At 36.4% G+C, this 21,944-nt stretch carries 13 protein-coding genes; all 13 read left to right on the top strand.

All coding sequences use genetic code 11. The annotated features are described in order from the left end of the window. Positions 1-228 precede the first annotated feature (228 nt). The 13 genes from D1B17_RS01790 (at position 229) to D1B17_RS01850 (ending at position 21,944) form a co-directional block, all read left to right on the top strand. On the top strand, positions 229-2,850 hold the full coding sequence (locus D1B17_RS01790; protein WP_120143355.1) for a BspA family leucine-rich repeat surface protein: 2,622 nt from the start codon (positions 229-231) through the stop codon (positions 2,848-2,850). 509 nt (positions 2,851-3,359) lie between these two features. After that, positions 3,360-5,645: a BspA family leucine-rich repeat surface protein gene (locus tag D1B17_RS01795; RefSeq protein WP_120143353.1), complete on the top strand. Its 2,286-nt coding sequence runs from the start codon at positions 3,360-3,362 to the stop codon at positions 5,643-5,645. A gap of 198 nt (positions 5,646-5,843) precedes the next feature. Continuing rightward, positions 5,844-7,163: a BspA family leucine-rich repeat surface protein gene (locus tag D1B17_RS01800; protein ID WP_120143350.1), complete on the top strand. Its 1,320-nt coding sequence runs from the start codon at positions 5,844-5,846 to the stop codon at positions 7,161-7,163. Positions 7,164-7,706: 543 nt separating this feature from the next. Further along, positions 7,707-8,927, top strand: a complete 1,221-nt coding sequence (locus D1B17_RS01805) for a carboxylate--amine ligase (protein WP_120144312.1) — start codon at positions 7,707-7,709, stop codon at positions 8,925-8,927. Positions 8,928-8,944: 17 nt separating this feature from the next. Then, entirely contained in the window at positions 8,945-9,409 is a 465-nt protein-coding gene (locus tag D1B17_RS01810; protein WP_120143347.1) for a universal stress protein, read from the top strand. A gap of 640 nt (positions 9,410-10,049) precedes the next feature. Beyond that, positions 10,050-11,993 (top strand): M13 family metallopeptidase, encoded by a 1,944-nt coding sequence (locus D1B17_RS01815; protein WP_166806596.1) that lies wholly within the window; start codon positions 10,050-10,052, stop codon positions 11,991-11,993. Between the two features lie 503 nt (positions 11,994-12,496). Beyond that, the gene (locus D1B17_RS01820; protein ID WP_240704429.1) at positions 12,497-14,458 is read left to right on the top strand and encodes a M13 family metallopeptidase; all 1,962 of its coding nucleotides are present in this window, start codon (positions 12,497-12,499) and stop codon (positions 14,456-14,458) included. 415 nt (positions 14,459-14,873) lie between these two features. Next, on the top strand, positions 14,874-16,121 hold the full coding sequence (locus tag D1B17_RS01825) for an MFS transporter (protein ID WP_120143340.1): 1,248 nt from the start codon (positions 14,874-14,876) through the stop codon (positions 16,119-16,121). A gap of 608 nt (positions 16,122-16,729) precedes the next feature. Beyond that, positions 16,730-17,431, top strand: coding sequence for an ABC transporter ATP-binding protein (locus D1B17_RS01830; protein ID WP_120143337.1), 702 nt, complete (start codon positions 16,730-16,732; stop codon positions 17,429-17,431). A gap of 9 nt (positions 17,432-17,440) precedes the next feature. Further along, entirely contained in the window at positions 17,441-19,966 is a 2,526-nt protein-coding gene (locus D1B17_RS01835; RefSeq protein WP_120143335.1) for an ABC transporter permease, read from the top strand. Between the two features lie 14 nt (positions 19,967-19,980). Beyond that, positions 19,981-20,685, top strand: coding sequence for an SDR family oxidoreductase (locus tag D1B17_RS01840; RefSeq protein WP_120143333.1), 705 nt, complete (start codon positions 19,981-19,983; stop codon positions 20,683-20,685). A 43-nt stretch (positions 20,686-20,728) separates the two neighbouring features. Continuing rightward, positions 20,729-21,175 carry a MerR family transcriptional regulator gene (locus tag D1B17_RS01845; RefSeq protein ID WP_120143330.1) on the top strand — a complete coding sequence of 149 codons (447 nt, stop codon included), beginning with the start codon at positions 20,729-20,731 and terminating at the stop codon, positions 21,173-21,175. A 445-nt stretch (positions 21,176-21,620) separates the two neighbouring features. Then, positions 21,621-21,944: a carboxymuconolactone decarboxylase family protein gene (locus tag D1B17_RS01850; RefSeq protein ID WP_153387295.1), complete on the top strand. Its 324-nt coding sequence runs from the start codon at positions 21,621-21,623 to the stop codon at positions 21,942-21,944.

Raw genomic sequence — 21,944 nt, forward strand, 5'->3', positions numbered from 1 at the left:
TTGTCGTGGTGGAAAAAATTATATCAAGATTGATTAAATAAAATAATGTTTATGAAAGCGTTTTAATAAATAGTTTATGGGGTTATTATTAAATGTATTAAAGATATTTTTGTGTTAGAAAGAAAGGTCTGAAAGGACCCTGTAGCTCTGGTATTAAACGTATTAATTTTTATTTATTGTTTGGCAAGAGAATTTATTAATTAAGTAAATTTTTCCGGGAGGCAACGAATGAGATTTAATCAATTGAAAAGAGACCCTAACACGGTTATCAGAAAAAAACTTTATAAGAAAGGTAAGAGTTGGGTAGTCGCTTCATCTTTGGCGTTTGCTAGTAGCTTGATTTTTTTAGGAGCTAGTGGGATTTCAATACAAGCAGATGTAGTTAATTCAGATGTACAAGTGCAATCTGTTGTAGATGTTGATGATGTTCAACAGAAAGAAGCTACTCCAAAAGAAGACAGTGAAACTGCGGTAATACCATCAAGTTCTTCAATAGATGAACCCCAAGATACAGATGAGCAAGTATCTGATGTAGTATCTTCAAACGATTCAGCAGATGAAGACCGACCACCAATTGAAAAGACAGATACCAATATTGAAGATTCTTCAGTTGGCAATGAAACGCAACAAACAATAATAAAAGATTATAATCCAGGTGCAAAATTTGTTGATAATACAGATGGATATTACAAGTCTGGAACAGACTATACGATTCCTGATGAGCAAATTCCTGATAGAATTCATCAAGAAGGTATTTTTCAAAGTGGAATGGATGGAACTGCACCTTACTTTATAACTAATGAAAAAAATCTTTATTTTCTTAATGGGACATTGGATGCCACTTATACTAGAAATTTGATTGGTGATTCTGATTTTATGAAAGAGCATGTTCTTAATATTGATACGTCTTTAGTAAAGCATGTATATTTTCCTAAAAATTCAGATTACATGTTTTCCCAACTTGGAAGCGAGGGCTTTTTTGGGATGGTCGCAGAATATGCTCCGAAATTGAATCTTTCTGGGGCTGATACAAGTAATGTGACTAGTATGAATAGCTTGTTTAGTGGTGCCTATCTTTCATCACTTGATTTAAGTAGTTTTGATACAAGTAATGTAACCGATATGTCTAATATGTTTGGTGGCATGACAGTACCAAAACTTGATTTCAGCTCCTTCGATACAAGTAATGTGACTGATATGTCTTACATGTTTAATGATACAGCAATTCCAGTGCTGGATTTAAGTGGCTTTAATACAATAAGCGTGAAGAATATGTCTAATATGTTCAGTAGTATTAATGACCAAAATGCGATTTCAGGATTACCGGTGACATCACTTGATTTAAGTAGCTTCAATACAAGTAATGTAACTAATATGTCTAATATGTTTAGTTCTTCAGTATTTTCAACGCTTAATTTAAAGTCTTTTGATACTAGTCAAGTGACAGATATGTCAAATATGTTTTCACAAGCAGCAATTCCAATACTAGATTTAAGTGGTTTCGATACAAGCAATGTTCAAACAATGCAGTCAATGTTTTCTGAATTGAATACAGTACAAAATGGTAGTGATGGTAAGTTTGTATATTCTCCTGCTATTTTGAATGTTTCTAATTTTAATGGTGATGGGTTAAGTGACTCCAATGCTATTAATAGTATGTTTAGTAGTGCGAGAGTCAAAGATATAAACATGCCAGATTTTAGAATCAAGTCAGAAAAAGTTACTTCAGCTAACGCAATGTTTCGAGGAATAACGGCAGACACCGTTTCTATTCCTAATTTGGAAGGTGCCAATATTGAAAATTGGTTTCAGACTTTTTTGGGTGCACGTATAAATAAACTAAATATTAGTAATTGGAATACATTAAATAATTCAAACATCAATATATTTGAAAGTGCAGTTATCAAACAAATTACATTAGGCCCAACAAATAAGTTTGCAAAGGATACGAATTTGGCCTTTAAATATGATGATGAAGGACAAGCTTATCCAGATGAAAGTGATCAATGGATCAGCATTGGTGAAAATGGAGTAATCGATAGCTCTTCAATTACCTTTTACGCTCGCCCAAGTAGTGACAATAATGGAATGGGTTTTTATTATGATGGCTCGGGCCAAACTGGAGTCAAAACTTTTGTACCAGATGTTGATATTATTGGTAAAGTTACTTTGAATGTTCCTACTACAGTTGATGGTAAAGCTGATGTAGATGTGATATATCCTGATTTATATGGGAAAGTTGGTATTCCAATCACACTCGATGTACCTGAAAAAGAAGGTTATCAAGCGGATAAGAAGACCATAACCGCAACTGTAACGGACAATGGCATCACAACTGATGATGTTATTAACTATACAAAGATTCCAACTGGAAGTAGTGGCACATCACAAAATATTTTCATTTCTGAAAGACCTCAAACCTCAAGTTTTCAAAGGATTTCCATTTATCCTGATCAAGGTAATGTAACTTTATACAAACAAGAAGGTCAGAAATTTGTACCTATCACGAATCGTGAATTGGCAGCTGGTAGTGGTTGGTATTACGATAAAGTTGCTCATGTTGGTAGTGAAAACTCTAGTATGAAGTATTATCGGGTATCAACTAATGAATGGGTCAGAGCAAACCAAGCCTATCTATACCAACCTAATAAGGTCATTATCAGAACTAAGGCTGGTGCTCCAAAACAATTAATTCATGCTGAAGGAACTTTAGTAACGAACAGAATGATTAGTTCAAATTCTGATTGGTACAGCGATTTGATTGGTAATCTTGGTGAAGGCCAATATTATCGAGTAGCTACGAATGAGTTTGTTAATAAAGCAGATGTTACAGTAATTAGAAATGCATAGATTTTAAGGAAAATATTCAACTAATAAGGTTGGGTATTTTTTTATTGTCAAAATGTATCAATCAAGAATCTCCAAAAAAGGTTCCATTTTAGTATTTAGGGCAATATTTCTAATAGTATTTTCTTATATTCAAAAAAACTAAACATATTTTAAAAATAATAAGAAAAGGATAATTTATTCGATATTAATTGAACGGTAAATTATATATGGGGTATTATTGAGTTATTAAAGGATGGGTATGTTAATTGAATACAGTATAAGGAAATAATGAATACAACTAAAAAGGGATGCATGTATTTGATTGATCGCCTTGAGGAAGGTGAGAGCAACAAACTTGTTACCAGTAAGCTTGTAAAAAGTAAAAACGTTAATTGATATTGATAAGTAGGAATCACTGAAAAATAACTTATAGGAGAGTTTATTTTTTTCAGTTATAGTATTTTTTTGAAAATTTTATTATTTGTAAGAGAGCCATGAAATTATAAGTTAGTTCTCCAGGGAGACGTCTAATGAGATTTAATCAATTAAAAAAGAATCCTAATGCAATTATTCGAAAGAAGCTTTACAAGAAAGGTAAATGTTGGGTGGTCGCTTCATTATTGGCTTTTGCTAGTGGACTGATATTCTTAGGTGCTAGTGGTTTTTCCGTACAAGCTGATGTAACTAATTCAGAAACACAATCTCAATCTGTAGCAAGTGTTAATGAAGCTCAGCAGAAGAAGGTTACTTCAACAGATGACAATCAAACGACTGGAACAAAAATGCCTATGTCATCGAATACTTCTGCGGGAGAACAACAACAGGTTACAGCGGAACAAACTTCTAATGAAGCACACTCAACAAGTTCAACAGGTTCAACAGACTCGACGGGTTCAACAGATTCCGCCGATGACGAACAACAGCCGATAGAAAATACGGATACTACTCCTGATGATTCTTCAACTGGTACTGAAACACAACAAACGGTAATAAAAGATTATAATCCTAATGCAGATTTTGTTGATAATACTAATAATTATTACATGTCTGGAACAGACTATACGATTCCAGATGCACAAGTACCCGATAAAATTAAGCAAGAAGGTATCTATCAACGAGGTATGGACGGTACGTCACCTTATTTTATAACTAATGAAAATAATTTGTATTTTTTGGATGGAACGTTAGATAACAATTACGGGTATAAAAAATTGTGGGGTGACCAGGATTTAAAGAATCATATTCTTAAATTAGATACATCATTAGCAAAAAATAAGGTATATTTACCTACGGATTCAGAATACATCTTTTCCAATTTAGGTCATACAAATAATAGGGATGATCAGATGATTGTCAGTGTTGATTTGTCGAAAGTAGACACTACACATGTGACAAGTATGGACAGTATGTTTAGATCATCGTCAATTCGAGAACTTGATTTGACAAGCTTTAATACAGCTAATGTTTTCAATATGAACTTCATGTTTGGTGGCTTAAATAATAGTTCTTGGACAGAACCAGATCAAATGATTGCAAATAATTATCCGCCCTGCAATTTAAAAGTATCTCAAAATTTTGTAGGTTCTGGGTTGACCGATGAAGGTGGAGTTTATGATATGTTTGAATCAGCTAACATTACCGGATTACGGAAATTTGACTTTAAATTAAATCCTAAGGTTACTGATATATCTAATATGTTTTTTGGAATCAATGCAAATGAAATTGTGGTCCCATCAATGGATACATCCCATGTGAAAGATTGGGATACAATGTTTAGCTATTCCTTAGTTAAATACATGGATATCAGTCAGTTGGATATGTCAGGTAATTCTGGAAATAATGCATTCTTTGATGATTCATATATCGGGAAAATCACCTTGGGACCCGGAAATAAATTTGGAAATGAAGATACTTTGCCAATCACCCTTAAAGATGGTGAGAAAGCAGCCGCACCGTATCAATGGATTAGTATTCAAAGTAACGGAGTAGTCGATAGTCCTGAAAAGGCGTTGACATTTTATGCAAAACCTCAGAATGGAGCGGATGGTCTGGCTAAATATTATGATGGTTCAGGAAAAACTGGAGTCAAAACCTTCGTACCAGATGTTGATATCACTGATAAAGTAACATTGAATGTCCCTACGACAGTTGATGGTAAAGCCGACGAAAATGTAACATATCCTGATTTATACGGAAAAGTTGGTATTCCAATTACACTTGATGTTCCCGAAAAGGAGGGCTATCAAGCAGATAAAAAGACTATAACCGCAACTGTAACGAACAATGGCATCACAACCGATGATGTTATTAACTATACAAAGATTCCAACAGGAGGAACTGGTGGGACCCAACAAAATATTTTCATCTCTGACAGACCACAATCAGCAACCACTCCTCAAAGGATTTCCATTTATCCTGACCAAGGCAGCGTAACTTTATACAAACAAGAAGGTCAAAAATTTGTACCTATCACAAACCGTGAATTAGCAGCCGGCAGTGATTGGTATTATGATAAAGTTGCTCATGTTGGTAGTGAAAATTCTGATATGAAGTATTATCGGGTATCAACTAATGAATGGGTTAGAGCAAACCAAGCCTATCTATATCAACCTAATAAGGTCATTATCAGAACTAAGGCTGGTGCTCCAAAGCAATTGATTCACGCTGAAGGAACTTTAGCAACAAGTAGAATGATCAGTCCTAATACTGATTGGTACAGCGATTTAATTGGTGACCTTGGCGAAGGCCAATATTATCGTGTAGCAACGAATGAATTTGTTAATAAAGCAGATGTTACGGTAATTAGAAATGCGTAAGTTTAAAAAAGAATCAGTAATCCAAAAACGGATTGCTGATTCTTTTTGATTACATGTTGGCAGATAAAGTTAAGAAACCGTAAAAAAACTCCCAAACCTAATGAGTGAATAAAATTATCTGATATAGTAAACTTGTTATTTTTCTAAGCTGAGAAGAATTAAGGGGTTGCAGTTTAGAATTGAATTAGGGGTGTAAAAATGGATACTAGCAATGTTACTAATATGAGCCAAATGTTCCTGAATTGTCGGTCACTAAAAAAACTAGATTTATCCAGTTTTAATACTAATAGTGTCCAAGATATGTCACAGATGTTTGGTGGATGCAGTGATTTACGCATGCTCAACATAACTAATTTTGATACGAGCAAAGTTACCAATATGAATGGGATGTTTGCAGGCTGTGAAACTTTGGAAGAACTAGATTTATCTAATTTTGACACGAAGAATGTTCAAAGTATGGATAATATGTTCCAAGCAACCGATGCTTTGAAGTCACTTAAGTTGGGTGATAAATTTGTTGTTCCTGAAAATAAGGAAAAAGATTTGAAGCTAGTCGATCGTACATGGATCGATGTCGGCACTGGAACTACCAAGAATCCCAAGCCAACCAATAAAATCGGTATTAGTTCCGATGAACTCTTGAAACACCATGATAAAGGTAACTGGGTCGTGAAACCCGAAAAGGAATATCTCGGCAACTTTAGAATTATGGTTGCTAATAATTTGCACAAGGATATTGTGGTGACTGTTCCTGATAATATCCGTCCGGAATATGTTGGCAGTGTATTTGAAGTTGATGTGCCAAAGATTACAGGTTATACCGCTGATAAAAAGACATTGACCATTACTGCAATTGATGAAGGTTTGATCAGCAATGATGAAATTACTTATACCAAAGTTGAGACTAAGCCAGCGGTGAAATCTGTTCCGACACAAACTACAGTTAAACCAAGTAATTCGTTGAGATTAGCAGAAGATATTATCAAACCAAAGAGTGTTGCTACAGCCGAGCCAAAGACTGAGTCAAAGATTGAACCAGAGACTCCAGCAAAACCAGAAGTTTCAGTGGACTCAGAACCAGATGTTCAAGCAGAACAAGGTAAAGTTTCTAAGTTTATGAACTATATCTCAGTTCATTCAGATATCAAAGAAGCCAAAACGTACAGCATGGATGGACAACTAAACGAAGGTAATACTTTAAGAAGAAGTTATAGCTGGTTTAGTGATAAAGAACTAAAATTAGGCAATCAAAAATATTATCATGTGTTGGGTGATTCATGGGTCAAAGCGGAAGATGTTTATATTTATCGTGAAGCCCAAAATCTCGTTAAAACAAGTAGTGACGTTGTTATGACTAACTTGTACAATAGTCGTGCTGAATTACTAACTAATCGGGGATTAAGTGCAGGTAGCACTTGGCAAACTTCAAAAGAGGTCATGTTAAACAACCATAAGTACTATCAAATTACTGCAAACGAGTTTGTAGATTCTGATAATGTTGAAGTTGTTAATGGTTAGTTGCACCCAGAGACTAATATATTTGTTATTTTTAATACGATACAATTAACTAATTCGATAAAAAAAGTGCTGTATTATTTGAAATTGAGCATAGTCGAAAAGGCTAGATATTTTTTCTGGATGTATACCAAGAAAAATATCTAGCTTTTTTTACATTCGATTATATAATCAAAGCTGACCATGTTTTGTCACACTCTTCTTTTTTATCAAAAAAGCAATAAATATGATAACTAGGTAGCGTTATGACGTTACTGTCTATATGTGATATATTAATAAGCACCAACATAAAATAATTATCGATTTATGTGAGAAAAATTATGAAGGATTCGCCATTTCAAGCCGTTTTCGTACGATAAATTAAGAAAACGATAAGGCTCTAAAATTAAAACCTATAACGATACTCGTTGTGATAAATTGAGTATGGTATAATTTTGTTTGAAATGTGTGAAAAATTAAAAATAGAATTAATAATATAGTAAGAGGTTGATCCCTATCGAAACTGAATCAGGAAAAAAATTCACGCCTATTTTACTAGGTAGTGATATGAATGTTTACGGAATGGCTCGTGCTTTCCATGAACTTTATGGGGGCACTGTTAAGGCCTATGCTGATATCCAATTGGCACCTACAAGATATACGAACATCTTAAACTTAACACTTCACCCAGGCTTTTCTGAAGACCCTGTTTTTATTGAAAAAATGCGTGAAATTGCGAAAGTTTACCAAAATCATGACGAACCAGTTATTTTATTGGCCTGTGGTGATGGTTATGCCGAACTTATCAGCAAACACAAAGATGAATTATCAAAGACATTTGTCTGCCCATATGTCGATTATGATCTATTAAAATCATTGAATAATAAAGAGAGCTTTTATAAGGTCGCTGACAAACATGGTTTGCCACATCCTTTGACAAAGATCATTACAAAAGATATGTACGAGGACAAGCAGGATATGGATGTGCCATTTGATTTCCCAGTGGCTCTAAAACCTGCTAATAGTGTGGAATGGTTAGATATCCATTTTGAAGGACGTAAAAAAGCCTTCACTATCCATTCTCAAGAAGAATATATGACTATCGTCGGCAAAATTTATGACAACGGCTATAAGTCTGATCTTATTTTGCAAGACTTTATCCCTGGTGATGACTCCAACATGCGTGTGTTGAATGCCTATGTTGATCAAGAACATCACGTTAAGATGATGTGTTTAGGTCACCCAATCTTGGAAGATCCAACACCACAATCAATTGGTAACTACGTGGCTATCATTCCTGAATTTAATCAGGATGTTTACGATCGTGTTCAAAAGTTCCTTGAAGATATCGAATTTACAGGTTATGCCAACTTCGATATGAAATATGATTCACGTGACAAGACATTTAAGTTCTTTGAAATCAACCTACGTCAAGGTAGAAGTAGTTTCTTTGTAACCTTAAATGGTTATAACCTATCCAAATATGTTGTTGAAGACTATGTTGAAGGCAATCTGGAGAATGAACCAACCGTTTATGCTAACAAGAATAAAGCTCAACATAAACTTTGGTTAGGAGTGCCAGTTAAAGTCTTTAAGAAATATGCTGCCAAAAACGATGCGACTGAATATGCTAACGAGTTGATCAAACAAGATCGCGTTGGTACAACCGTCTTTTATGACAAAGATAAATCATTCAGACGTTGGTTGCTGTTGACATACATGTTCCATAACTACGTCAAGAGATTTGATAAGTACTTCCAGGAAAACAAAGGACGCGATTTTAAATAATTAAGGAGGATTTATTGATGGACGAAATAAAAGGATACAAAGTTAAAAAGGTAGATTATTCTAAGATTTTGATTTGTGTCGACTCAGACGATTTTGTGTCATCGAAAAACGCTTTTAATTATGCCTGTTCACTAGCAAGACATCACGATGCTGAGTTAGGAATAGTTTCAGTATTGGAGACAGGTGATTTGAATATATTCCAATCACTAGATCCAGAAGTCTTAAAAGAACGCCGTGAAGAAATCAAAGAATTACTGGAAATGTACGGAAAGAAAGCCGAAGATTTCGGAGTTAAAAATATTCATTTGATGGTAACAGAAGGAACACCAGGAACAACAATCGTTGATAAAGTGATTCCAAGTTTTGAACCAGATTTAGTTATTGTGGGTGTTGAAGAGAAGAATAGAACACGCAATACAGTAGGTTCACAAGCAGCTAAGATTGTTAATAATTCTAGATGTTCGGTTAGTGTTATTAGATAGCAGCAGAGAGCGCAGATGGGGCGCCCAGCTCCCGAGCATTTTCGTAGCTTTGTGAATTGCACGCCGATTTTGCGGGCGATTTACAAAGCTATGAAAAGCGGAAGGAGTTGCCCCATCGTAGCTCGTTTTAGAGCCACTGCCTATCCAGCCGCACTAAAAGACAATTGCCTAAAAAGTGGTAGCTTTCTCCAAAGCCATCTACAAAAGAAAAGCGGTTTTAAAAAAATCACTAACCTTAAAAAATAAACAAAAAAATAGTGGACAATCCCAAAAAGAGGGCATGTCCACTATTTTTCGTAGGAACCAAGATTGTTTTTTGTGTTTTGTTTTTTTGATTTATGTACTAAAATGCAAAACCAAAACCTAATAACCAATTTCTAGCCAAAGAGCCGGAGGGAGGTAGAGGATAGTGTCAGCAGTGAAAATTCTGTTATGACGTTTCGTCATTACAGAATGGACGTGTTTTGAAATTCGTGTGATTTTCACGAAGTTCAAAACCGAGGTTCGAGACCTTGGCTCGAACCGGTCCCACAGCAGACACTATCCTCTACCTCCCGGAGGCGGAAAAAATCATAAAAATTCTAATAAAATCTAAAGAGTGATATAGTAGTCACTAAAAAATAACGGCGGTGGAGTATATATGTTAATGAGTAAAGTTATCGGTGGTTCAGGTGACATGGTTGATGCCAAACCAGCCGATTTTAAAGATAATTTGTATTTAGCAGTCAATGGAGCTTGGCAAGAAAATGCTAAAATTCCAGCTGATAAATCACGTACCGGTGGTTTCATGGATCTTGACGAAGGTGTCGAGAAGAAGTTGATGAAAGAATTTCATGAATATGCTGATGGTGAAAAAGAACTAGATGATAAATTGATGATGCAAGCAGTTAAGTTATACCGTTTAGCGAATAATGTTGATCATTTAAGCAAATTTCATCAACAACCAATTTTGAAAGACATGCAACGAATTAGTGATTTGAACGATTTACAAGACTTGAGTGAAAATATGGCTCAACTATCAAAAGATGGTTTCCCATTGCCAATCGATGGTGACGTTGATGCTGACATGAAAAATACCGCTAAGAATGCATTCTATATTGGCGGTGCCGGTTTAATTTTACCCGACAAGTCATATTATGCAGAAGATAATGAGTCAGGTAAGAAATTATTGGCTAAGTACGCTGAAATTGCTGGCCGTTTACTTTCAATGATCGGTTACAAGTTAGATGATGCTAAAGAAATTGTTGAAAAAGCCTTAGCATTTGATAAGTCACTAGTTCCAATCGTAAAGAGTTCTGAAGAATGGGCTGATTATACTAAAGTTTATAATCCAATGGACTTCAGTGAATTCGTCACAAAGTCAGATAAACTAGATTTGAAGAGCTTAGTCGTTGATTTAATCAATGATACACCGGACAAAGTTATCATCACAGAACCAAGATATTTGGACAACTTGAACAAATTAATCAATGACGGTACTTTCGAAAATATCAAAGCTTGGATGATGGTTAAATTCGTCACAGGTAACGCTTCAATTCTTGATGAAGAATTCCGTCAAACAATCGGCGAATATCAACTTGCTAAAAGTGGTGCTAAGGAACTTCAAAATAGAACAAAGTATGCTTATCACTTAGCTTCAGGTATTTTTAGTGAAGTTGTTGGAGCTTATTATGGTAAGAAATACTTTGGCGAAAAGGCTAAAGCAGACGTTCGTAGTATGGTTAAAAAGATGATTGCCATTTACGAACAAAGACTTTCTAACAACACTTGGTTGAGCGAAGATACTAAGAAAAAAGCTATCGTTAAACTAGATAAGATCGTAATTAAAGTAGGTTATCCTGATAAGATTCAAGATATTTACAGTAAATTTGAAATTAATGAAAATGATTCATTGTATGACAATATTTCACGTATCAAGAAAATTATCACACAAGATTCATTGGATCAATATCACAAGCCAGTTGACCGTGAAAAATGGTTGATGCCAGGACACATGGTTAACGCTTGTTATGATCCATCAAGAAATGACATCACTTTCCCAGCCGCTATTTTGCAAGCACCATTTTATAGTTTAGAGCAAACAAATAGTCAAAACTTCGGAGGAATCGGAGCCGTTATTGCCCATGAAATCTCACACGCCTTTGATAACAACGGGGCTCAATTTGATGAATACGGTAATATGAATAATTGGTGGACTAAAGAAGATTACGCTAAATTCAAAGATCTAACTAAGAAAATGATTGAAGAATTTGACGGCATTCCATATGCAGGTAGTAAAGTAAATGGTACTTTAGTTGTCAGTGAAAACGTAGCCGACGTCGGTGGACTTCGTTGTGCCTTAGAAGCAGCAAAAGAAGATGCAGATTTCGATGCCAAAGCCTTCTTTACAAACTGGGCCAAAGTATGGAGAAATAAGTCAACAAAACAATTAACAGAAATGTTCCTATCAATTGACGTTCACTCACCAGCACCATTGCGTGCTAATGTTATGGCACAAAACATGGATGAATTCTATGAAGCCTTTGACGTTAAACCAGGCGATGGTATGTGGTTGGATGAAGATAAGAGAGTTAATATCTGGTAGAAATCAGAGGGCGGAGCAGGCCCGGGAATTTCCGAGCATTTGCATGACTTCACGAATCATCCGCGTGTTTTGCGGATGATTTGGGAAGTTAGGCAAAGCGGAAGAAATTGGCCTGTGCAGCCCGTTTTAAAGCCACTGCATATATAAAAAATTACAAAAAAAGATAGCACAAAGAAAACAATCTAAAAGATGTTTCTTGAAGCTATCTTTTTAAATTCCGTATATTTTATCCAGTAATTAAAAACAACGAATAAACTAGCCGGAAGGAGCAAAAAATTTAGGTCGCTATGCAGGTGGCGTTATGGCTTCAGCCATTACACCACGGGACGACTTTTGAAATTCGCGAACTTTGCGAATTTCAAAATCGAGACTTGAGACCGCTCCTTGGCTCAAGTCGGTCCCCATAGCGACCTAAATTTCTTGCTCCTGGAGGCGGAACATTTCAACAGCTTACGATTGTTCTAATATGATTAGAAGAGTATTATAGAAACACAAAACTAGTTATGGCGGTGAATCAATTGAGAATTAATAAAATTATTGGTGGTGCAGGCGATTTAGCATTGGATACTAAACCAACCGACTACAAAGATAACCTTTATTTAGCAGTCAATGGAGCTTGGCAAGATTCTGCCAAAATTCCAGCGGATAAATCTAGTGCCGGAGCTTCAGTCGATTTGGAATTAGAGATTGAAAAGAACTTAATGCAAGAATTTCATGATTTTGCTGAAAATGATGAAAAAGTTGGTAGTTCTGAATTATTACAAGCCATCAAACTTTATCGTGTAGCGAAAAATACTGAAACATCACAAATGGTTCAAACTAATTCACTTTTAAAAGATATTGACCGTATCAAAGCATTAAAATCTTTAGCTGATTTGGATAAAAATTTAGCAACTTTGGATAAAGATAATTTTGTTTTGCCGATATCGATTTTTGTGGAAGCAGATATGAAAAATACTGCCAAACACGTTGCTTACGTTGCAGCAACGGACTTATTTTTGCCAGATAAATCTTACTATGAGTCTGACAATGAATTTGGGAAAAAACTTTTAGACAAGTATCTTGATGTTGCTACACGTTTGTTGCAGAAACTTGGATATAGTGAGCAAAATGCCCAAGCGACTGTTCAAAAGGCTGCTAATTTTGATAAAGCACTAGTCCCAATTGTAAAGAGTTCTGAAGAATGGGCCGAGTATACCAAGATTTATAATCCTTATTCTTTGGCAGATTACGCCGCCAAGTCACAGTATTTGAATTTACAAGCTTTTGTTGAAAATGAAATTGATGCTACACCAGAGAAAGTTATTGTAGTAGAACCAAGATTTATGGATCATTTGGATGAATTAATAAATGATGATAATTTTGCTGATATTCAAGCGTGGATGATTGTTAGATATGTGATGGACAACGCCGAGATGGTCAGTGAAGAATTTCGACAAATTTTTGGTGAGTTCAGATTGGCACGAAGCGGTGCTAAAGAATTGCCTAGTCGAGTCAAATTTGCTTATCATTTAGCTTCAAGAACGTTTGATGAAGTAGTTGGTGTATATTACGGTCAGAAGTATTTTGGAGAAAAAGCTAAAGCCGACGTTACCAAAATGATTGAACAGATGATTGCCATTTATAAGCAACGATTGTCTGATAACGATTGGCTAAGTGAGGCCACTAAAGAAAAAGCAATCGTCAAGTTGAATAAAATCGTACTAAAAGTCGGATATCCCGATAAAATTGAAGATATTTATCGTCAATTAACAATTGATGAATCAGCAACCTTGTACGATAACATGATTAAATTAAAGCAAATTTTGACCAAAGATAATTTAGCAGATTATAAACGTCCCGTTGATCGAACAAAATGGTTGATGCCAGGACACATGGTAAATGCCTGTTATGATTCGTCCCGCAATGATATCACCTTCCCAGCAGCCATTTTACAAGCACCGTTTTATAGTTTGAAACAAACAACCAGCGAAAATTATGGTGGAATTGGAGCTACAATCGCTCATGAAATTTCCCATGCTTTTGATAACAACGGTGCCCAATTTGATGAGTACGGCAATATGCATGATTGGTGGACTAAAGAAGATTATGCCAAATTTAAAGAATTGACCCAAAAGATGATTGATCAATTCCAAGGCATCGTTTATGCAGGTGGCAAAGTTAACGGAAAACTAGTTGTCAGTGAAAATATCGCAGACGTCGGCGGAATGCGCTGTGCCATTGAAGCGGCTAAGTTAGAACCAGATTATGACCCCAAGCAATTCTTCATTCAATGGGCCAAATCATGGCGCTATAAAGCTACCCAAGAATACAATCAAGACCTCTTAGCAACCGACGTCCACGCTCCACAACCAATGCGAGCAAACGTCATGTCACAAGATTTAGACGAATTTTATGAAGCCTTCGATGTGAAACCAGGCGACGGTATGTGGTTAGACCCTAAGGATAGAATTACGATTTGGTAATATTGACTTCGAGTGCAAGAAAACTCAGAGGTTAAAAAATAAATATAAACACCTATAAGACTATCGGTTTGATGGTTTTGTGCGGGTGTTTTTTTGTTCTTAGAACCATATACCTTATTAGACAAATTAAGACCATTAAACTAAATCAAACAAAATAGTCGGAGGAGGAGAGAAAATGTACCTGCTGTGAAAGTGGCGTTAGAGCTTTAGCTCTTACACCACCGGGCGTGTTTGAAGACTTGCTGAACTTGCAAGGCTTCAAACCGAGGCCTGAGACCTTGGCTCAGGCCGGTCCGCATAGCAGGTGCATTTTCTCTCCTCCGGAGACGGCCAAATATAAAATTATTGCTAACCAAAAACAAATATGATAAGATTTTTCAGCTTGTTATAAATCCATAATAAAGGGGGGATTTTTATGGAAAAAGAAACATTTGCTATCGAGAATTGGCGCCGCAATATTTACCTATTTTTAACTGGACAATTCTTATCAGGAATTACCAGTATGGTGGTTCAATACGCTATTATTTGGTATCTAACGAAACAGACCGGTTCGGCGACTGTCCTGAGTATGGCAACATTGTTAGGCATGTTGCCAATGATTTTGTTGAGCCCATTTGTAGGACCTTACGTTGATAGGACGAACAAAAAAGTGTTATTGATCGTACCGGATATTATTGCCGCATTAGTAGCGGTAGTATTAGCAACTGTAGGTTTTGTCACACACAACTTTCCAATTTGGTTAGTTTTCATTTCGTTGGTTATTCGTGCGATTGCACAAACTTTTCAAATGCCCACCATTCAATCTATTTTGCCAACTATGGTACCAAAAGATCAGTTGACGAAAATCAATGGTCAGTTAGGAATGGTGCAGTCAGCTAATTTCATCATTGCACCAGCGTTAGGAGCCTTTTTATTTGCTATCATTTCCATGCCCGTTTTAATTTTATTTGACGTTTTGGGAGCGATTGTCGGAGTAACGATTATCTTATTCGTAAAAATCCCTGAAAATGTTCAAATTGATGAGAAAGTTCATGTTTTGGCAGATGCTAAATTTGGCTTAGATCAATTGCGTGCCAAGAAAGGATTGTGGTACATCACTTTAATGGGAGCCGCCTTCACGTTAATGTTTATGCCCGCAGTCAGCATGTATCCATTAATGACCATGTCTTATTTCAAGGGTACAGTTGCCCAAGCAGGTATAATTGAAATGATTTATTCCGTTGGAGCATTAATCGGTGGAACCATTATCGGTTTTCTAGGAAACTGGTCCGATCGACTAAAACCAATTTTAATATCAATGTTTATTATGGGCATCACCATGGGAGCCAGTGGTTTCTTACCAAGAAATTACACCGGATTTTTGTGGTTCTTTGTCCTGAACGCTATCGGAGGAATCGCAGCACCATTTTTTAATACTCTATTGATGGCAATAATCCAACAAAGCTACCCACCTGAACATTTAGGTCGAGTATTAGGAATCATGAATTCACTAATGAGTTTAGCTGGACCAGTTGGACTAATTTTTGCTGGTCCTTTGGCTGATAAAATTGGTGTAAATAATTTATTTGTAATTGCAGGAGTTGGAACAATTGTTTGTGGAATTTTTGTTTTGATGAATGGGTCAACTCGTAATTATGATAAAGAATTACAAAAAGAATTGTAGGGTGTTTAAGTATACCGCCGCAAGGAGTAAGAAATTTGAGTCGCTATGGGGACCGACCTGAGCCAAGGTCTCAGGTCTCGATTTTGAGCCTTGCATAAACCGCAAGTCTCAAAACTCGTCCCGTGGTGTAAGCACTAAAGTGCTAACACCACCTTCATAGCGACTCAAATTCTTACTCCTTGTGGCTAGTGTATTTTTTTAATGTTTGGTTGATTATTGAATTTTTTAATATTAGGTCAGATTAGTCAGATTATGGTTATCTGGCTTTTTTTATTTGTAATTAGATATTAAAAGTTTAATTTAAGTTATCAGATTATTCTCGAATGAATAAGGGACCAGTCGGAAGAGTTGGACAGTGGTTACTGGCAGTGAAAGTGGTGTTAGGACGACTGGTTCTGTCGTTCTTACAGCACCGGGCGAGTTGAAGACTTGCTGGGCTTGCAAGGCTTCAACCGAGGTCCGAGACCTTGGCTCGGGCCGTTCCGCACTGCCAGTAACCACTGTCCAACTCTGGAGACGGCAAGCAGAAACTACCAAAAAAATTATTATTTTTTGTTCTGAATCCGTTTTCTTATATAATGGTAGGTAACGAAGAAAGGTGAGGGGCAATGGCATACATTGAAGTTAGAAATGAATCGAAACGTTATCACATGGGAGAAACGACGATTGTTGCTAATAATAATCTGAGTTTTGATGTGGACAAAGGTAAATTAACTGTAATCTTAGGACCAAGTGGTGCTGGTAAATCGACAGTTCTTAATATTTTAGGGGGTATGGATACACCGACTGAAGGTCAAGTAATTATCGACGGGACCGATATTGCTACTTTCTCAGAACGTGAATTGACGACTTATCGCCGGAATGATGTTGGTTTTATTTTTCAGTTTTATAACTTGATACCTAATTTAACAACCAAGGAGAATGTGGAATTAGCTTCAGCAATTGTTAAAGATGCTTTGGATGCCACTAGTACCTTGCAGGCAGTTGGGTTAGGTGATCGAATCGATAATTTTCCTTCTCAACTATCTGGTGGTGAACAACAACGTGTTGCGATTGCTAGAGCTTTAGCCAAAAATCCTAAATTATTGTTGTGTGATGAGCCGACTGGTGCGCTTGATTATGAAACTGGTAAGCAAGTTTTAGCCTTGTTACAAAATGCTAGTCGTTTAAATAATAAGACCGTGATTGTCATTACTCACAATTCAGCCTTAGCCAAGATGGCTGATCGAGTGATTCGGATTCATGATGCCAAAGTTCAGTCGATTGAAGATAACCCTTACCCTACTCCAGTCCAAGATATTGAATGGTAGGTGATGAAAATGAGTCCTCTAACGAGAAATATGTGGCGTGATATTCGTAAATCCAAAGGACGTTTTATTGCCATCATTTTAATTATTATGTTGGGTGTTTTAATTTTTGTTGGTGTAAAAGCTGCCGGTCCTAGTTTGAATGATTCACTGAATAAAACGGTAGCTGATAAAAATTTGTCAGATATCCAAGTTATTTCGACCACGGGATTTTCAGAAACGGATTTGAAACTGGCTCGAAAAGTCCCAGGGGCCCAAGTTGAAGCCACTAAAATGAAATACGTTATCGGTGGTAAAAGTAAAGTCGCGGTAGCTTTGTATGGCTATGATGACGATGCTAAGCAAAATCAATTGATTATGCGTAGTGGGCGTTTGCCCCAGAAAGCTAATGAGGTTGTTTTAGATAAGAATGCTAAATCGAAATATAGTTATAAAATAGGGCAAACTTTTAAATTTGCTAATGATTCAGGTTTGAAACAGAAAAACTATAAAATTGTCGGGTTTGCTGATTCACCACAATTTATTGATAATCAGTCACGTGGTGCAACTAATATTGCCGATGGGCAAGTACAATTATTTGCTTACATTCCTCAATCACAATTGGACATGTCGGTCGCTACAATGCTGAATTTACACTTCAACTCTTTGAAGGATAAAAATACCTTCAGTGACAGCTATAAAGATAGTGTCGATAAAAAATTATCAATTTTAAAGCGAAAGTTTAAGGACCGTGACTATCAACGGACAACTGAAGTTACAGCTGACTATTTAAAGCAATTTGATCAACAACAAGCTCAATTAGACCAATTGCGAGCAATCGATCCGCAAATGGCTAGTCAACAACAAGTTAAGTTAAATGAGGCACGTACTAAAGCCTTGAAAAAAGCTAAGACGACTTATACATGGCAAACGAGGGAAGATTTACCAGGCTTTTCAGCATATGGCGAAAGTTCAGATCGAATCGCTGCTATTGCCAATGTTTTCCCAGTCTTTTTCTTCTTAATTGCAGCGTTGATTACCTTTACGACAATAACTCGGATGGTGGAAGAAGCTAGAAGTGAGATTGGAACCTTCAAAGCCTTTGGTTATACTAAATGGGAAATTTCTAAGAATTATTATTACTACGCTATTTCTGCAGGTGTGATCGGGGCGATTTTAGGGGCAGTGATTGGTAATGAAAGTTTACCAAGAATTGTTTTGGCACTCTATAAGCAGTATATTGCGCTTGATTGGGTAGTTGGCTTGCAGTGGTGGGTGATTTTGATTGCCTTAGTCTTTTCATTGTTAGCAACACTTGGTGCCGCGGTCATCGTTATTCGTAAAGAATTAGTCGAAGGACCAGCCGCTTTGATGCGCCCTAAGTCACCGAAGTCAGCAAAGAAAATTTTGTTGGAACGGATCAAGCCACTTTGGAATCATTTGAGCTTTAATCGGAAAGTTAGTTATCGGAATTTGTTTAGATTTAAGTCACGGATGTTTATGACCATTATCGGGATTGCTGGTGGGACAGCCTTGATTTTGACAGGTTTTGGAATACAAAATTCTATTGGTGCCAGTGGTAATCGCCAGTATAGTGAGATTTTTGATTACCAAGCAGTGGTTAAACTAAATGATGATGCTAACCAAACTAAAGTAAAAAATATTTTGCAACAAGATAAGCAATATAAAAATAGTACGGCGATTAACTCTACGACGGCCAAGTTGAAGGCCAATGGTCAACAAGTTAATGACGTTAATGTTTATACGCCAAACTCGTTGCAGCAGTTTAAGAAATATGTTCATTTAAAAAATAATTTACAAAAACAAGGCGTAATTTTATCTAAGAAGACGGCTCAATTGTTAAATGTTAAAAAGGGCGATCAATTGAGAGTGACCCTGACTGGTGGTAAAAAAGTCAGTCTTAAAGTCGGATCTATAACTGATAACTTTATTGGACATTTCTTGTACTTGAGTCCGCAAGTCTACCAAAATAAATTGGGGAAGGTTGCCACCAGCAATACATTATTGTTGCATTTAAGTTCACAAACTAGCGCCCAAAGAAAACATTTAGCTAATAGGTTATTGGATTCTGGTGAAGTCATGGGAACGAGTTACACCCACGATGTTCTGGACACTGTTTCAAAAATGTCATCTTCATTGAAACCAATTATTTTGATTTTTGTCTTGCTATCAGGAACTTTATCCTTTGTTGTCTTGTACAATTTGACTAATATCAACGTTTCTGAACGAATTCGTGAACTTTCAACGATAAAAGTTTTAGGCTTTTATAATAATGAAGTGACGATGTATATTGTTCGGGAAAATATTATTTTGACAATTTTCGGTATCATTGTCGGGTACGGAGTTGGTAATTTATTGACAGCCTATATCTTGCATCAGGCCGCGACCGAACAAGTTATTTTTCCACTAACTATTAGCTGGTTTGGTTATTTAGTTGCCACTTTATTGATGATAATTTTCACAGCTATTGTTATGCTAGTTACGCACAATAAATTGAAACATATTGATATGATCGGTGCGTTAAAATCTAATGAATGATTGAAGGTAATAATATGAGTTTAGAGAATGACAAAGTTCTAGTCATCGGTGGAACATCTGGCTTTGGCAAGGAAGTTGCGATTATGGCAAAACATAAGAAAGCAGATGTCTATGCTATCGGCCGTGATCAAGAACGTGTGAATGAATTAAGATATGATGAAAATATTCAAGGTAGTTCATTAGATGCACAAGATGAAAAACAGTTAGAACACTTCTTTGAAAAATATGGTTCCTTTGATCACATTGTTTCTATGTTAGGTGGTGCCATGGGCGGAGGCTTTTTGAATAGCTCAGTCGCTGATATTCGGAAAGCGGTTGAAGATAAATTTTTTGCTAATTTACAGCTAGTTCAAGTTGCCAGCAAACACTTGCGTAATAATGGTTCAATTATTTTAACCTCAGGTTCCGGCGGCCATCCATATGATGCTTCAGGAGCAATTATTGGTAATCAGGCAATCAATACGATGGTACAAGGAGTAGCAGTTGAGTTAGCTCCCAACCATCGAATCAATGCCGTTTCACCAACATGGACACCAACAGGCTTGTGGCGCGATATGAATTCTAAACAGTTGGCAAAACAAAAGACCAATGTTGCGGAAAATGTGCCCTTGGGCCGTGTCGCAGAAATTGGTGAAGTAGCTTCAGCCTACATATACTTGATGGAAAATGACTTCATTACGGGTCAAATTTTAAAAGTAGATGGTGGCGTGGATTTGTAATAGGTGTTACACTTAAAGCCAACTTTAAGTAGAGGTGTAAATAATGCCAGTAGAAATTGAAAGAAAATATCGTATCGGTGATTTTTCTGAATTAATTGGTTTGAATAGTCCCACACTTCGTTATTATGAAAAAGAAGGCCTGATCAAACCACATCGAACAGAAAATGGTGTCCGCTATTATACTGATTTAGATGCTAAGTGGGTCCGTTTCTTGTTACATTTGAAGAGTACAGGGATGACGATTGAACAGTTGAAACGTTATGTTAAATTACGTGCAGAAGGCGATTCAACCATCAATCAACGTATTGAGTTACTCGAAGAAGTTCGTCGTAATTTTGAAGTCGAATTTCAACAAATGCAAGATAGCTGGACAATTTTAAACGATAAGCTCGATTGGTATAAAGGTAAGATGGGCGGACATATCGAAGATAGTGAACAGTTCTCTGATTACTTGCAGAGCTTGAATCATGGATATTTAGAAGAACGATAGTTATTAAGTCAAAAGGGACATCAATTCTGAAGATGAGTTGGTGTCCTTTTTTTAGTGGAGAAAAGTAGGTTTTGTTTTAAATTATTTTTTGACAATATCTTTAAATCGTTTAGTGATGATAAGAAATGTCAAATCGCGCAATCATTAAGAATGCAGTAATACTAAAAATTATCCAAACCAACGAATAAACGAGACGGAAGAAGCAAGAAAAATTAGGACGCTGTGAAGGTGGCGTTAAGGCTTTAGCCTTTACACCACGGGACGATTTTTGAAATTTGAGCGGTCTTCTCAAAGTTCAAAATCGAGCCTGGAGACCTTGGCTCCAGGCGGTCCCCACAGCGACCTAATTTTCTTGCTTCTGGAGGCGGCAAATTTATTTATAATAACCCTTGACTTAAAGTTAACTTTAAGTAGTTTAATATAAATCGGCAAGGAGGAATTGATTATGGCAAAACAAACAGCAGGACATGACCTATTAGGAGATTTTGCTCCACAATTTGCAGAATTAAATGATGATGTACTTTTCGGAGAAGTTTGGAGTAAAGAATCCGAACTCTCAGCACATGATCGTTCACTCATCACGATTGCAAGTATTATCTCAGCAGGAAACACCGAGCAACTTGATGCTCATTTAAAGATTGGTAAGAAAAACGGTATTACTAAAGAAGAAATTGTAGCAGAAATTACACATTTATCATTTTACGCAGGATGGCCTAAGGCATGGTCGGCATTTAATCGTGCAAAAGAAATTTGGAAGGATGAAAAATAA

The sequence above is a fragment of the Companilactobacillus zhachilii genome (assembly GCF_003606365.2).
Lineage (GTDB): Bacteria > Bacillota > Bacilli > Lactobacillales > Lactobacillaceae > Companilactobacillus > Companilactobacillus zhachilii.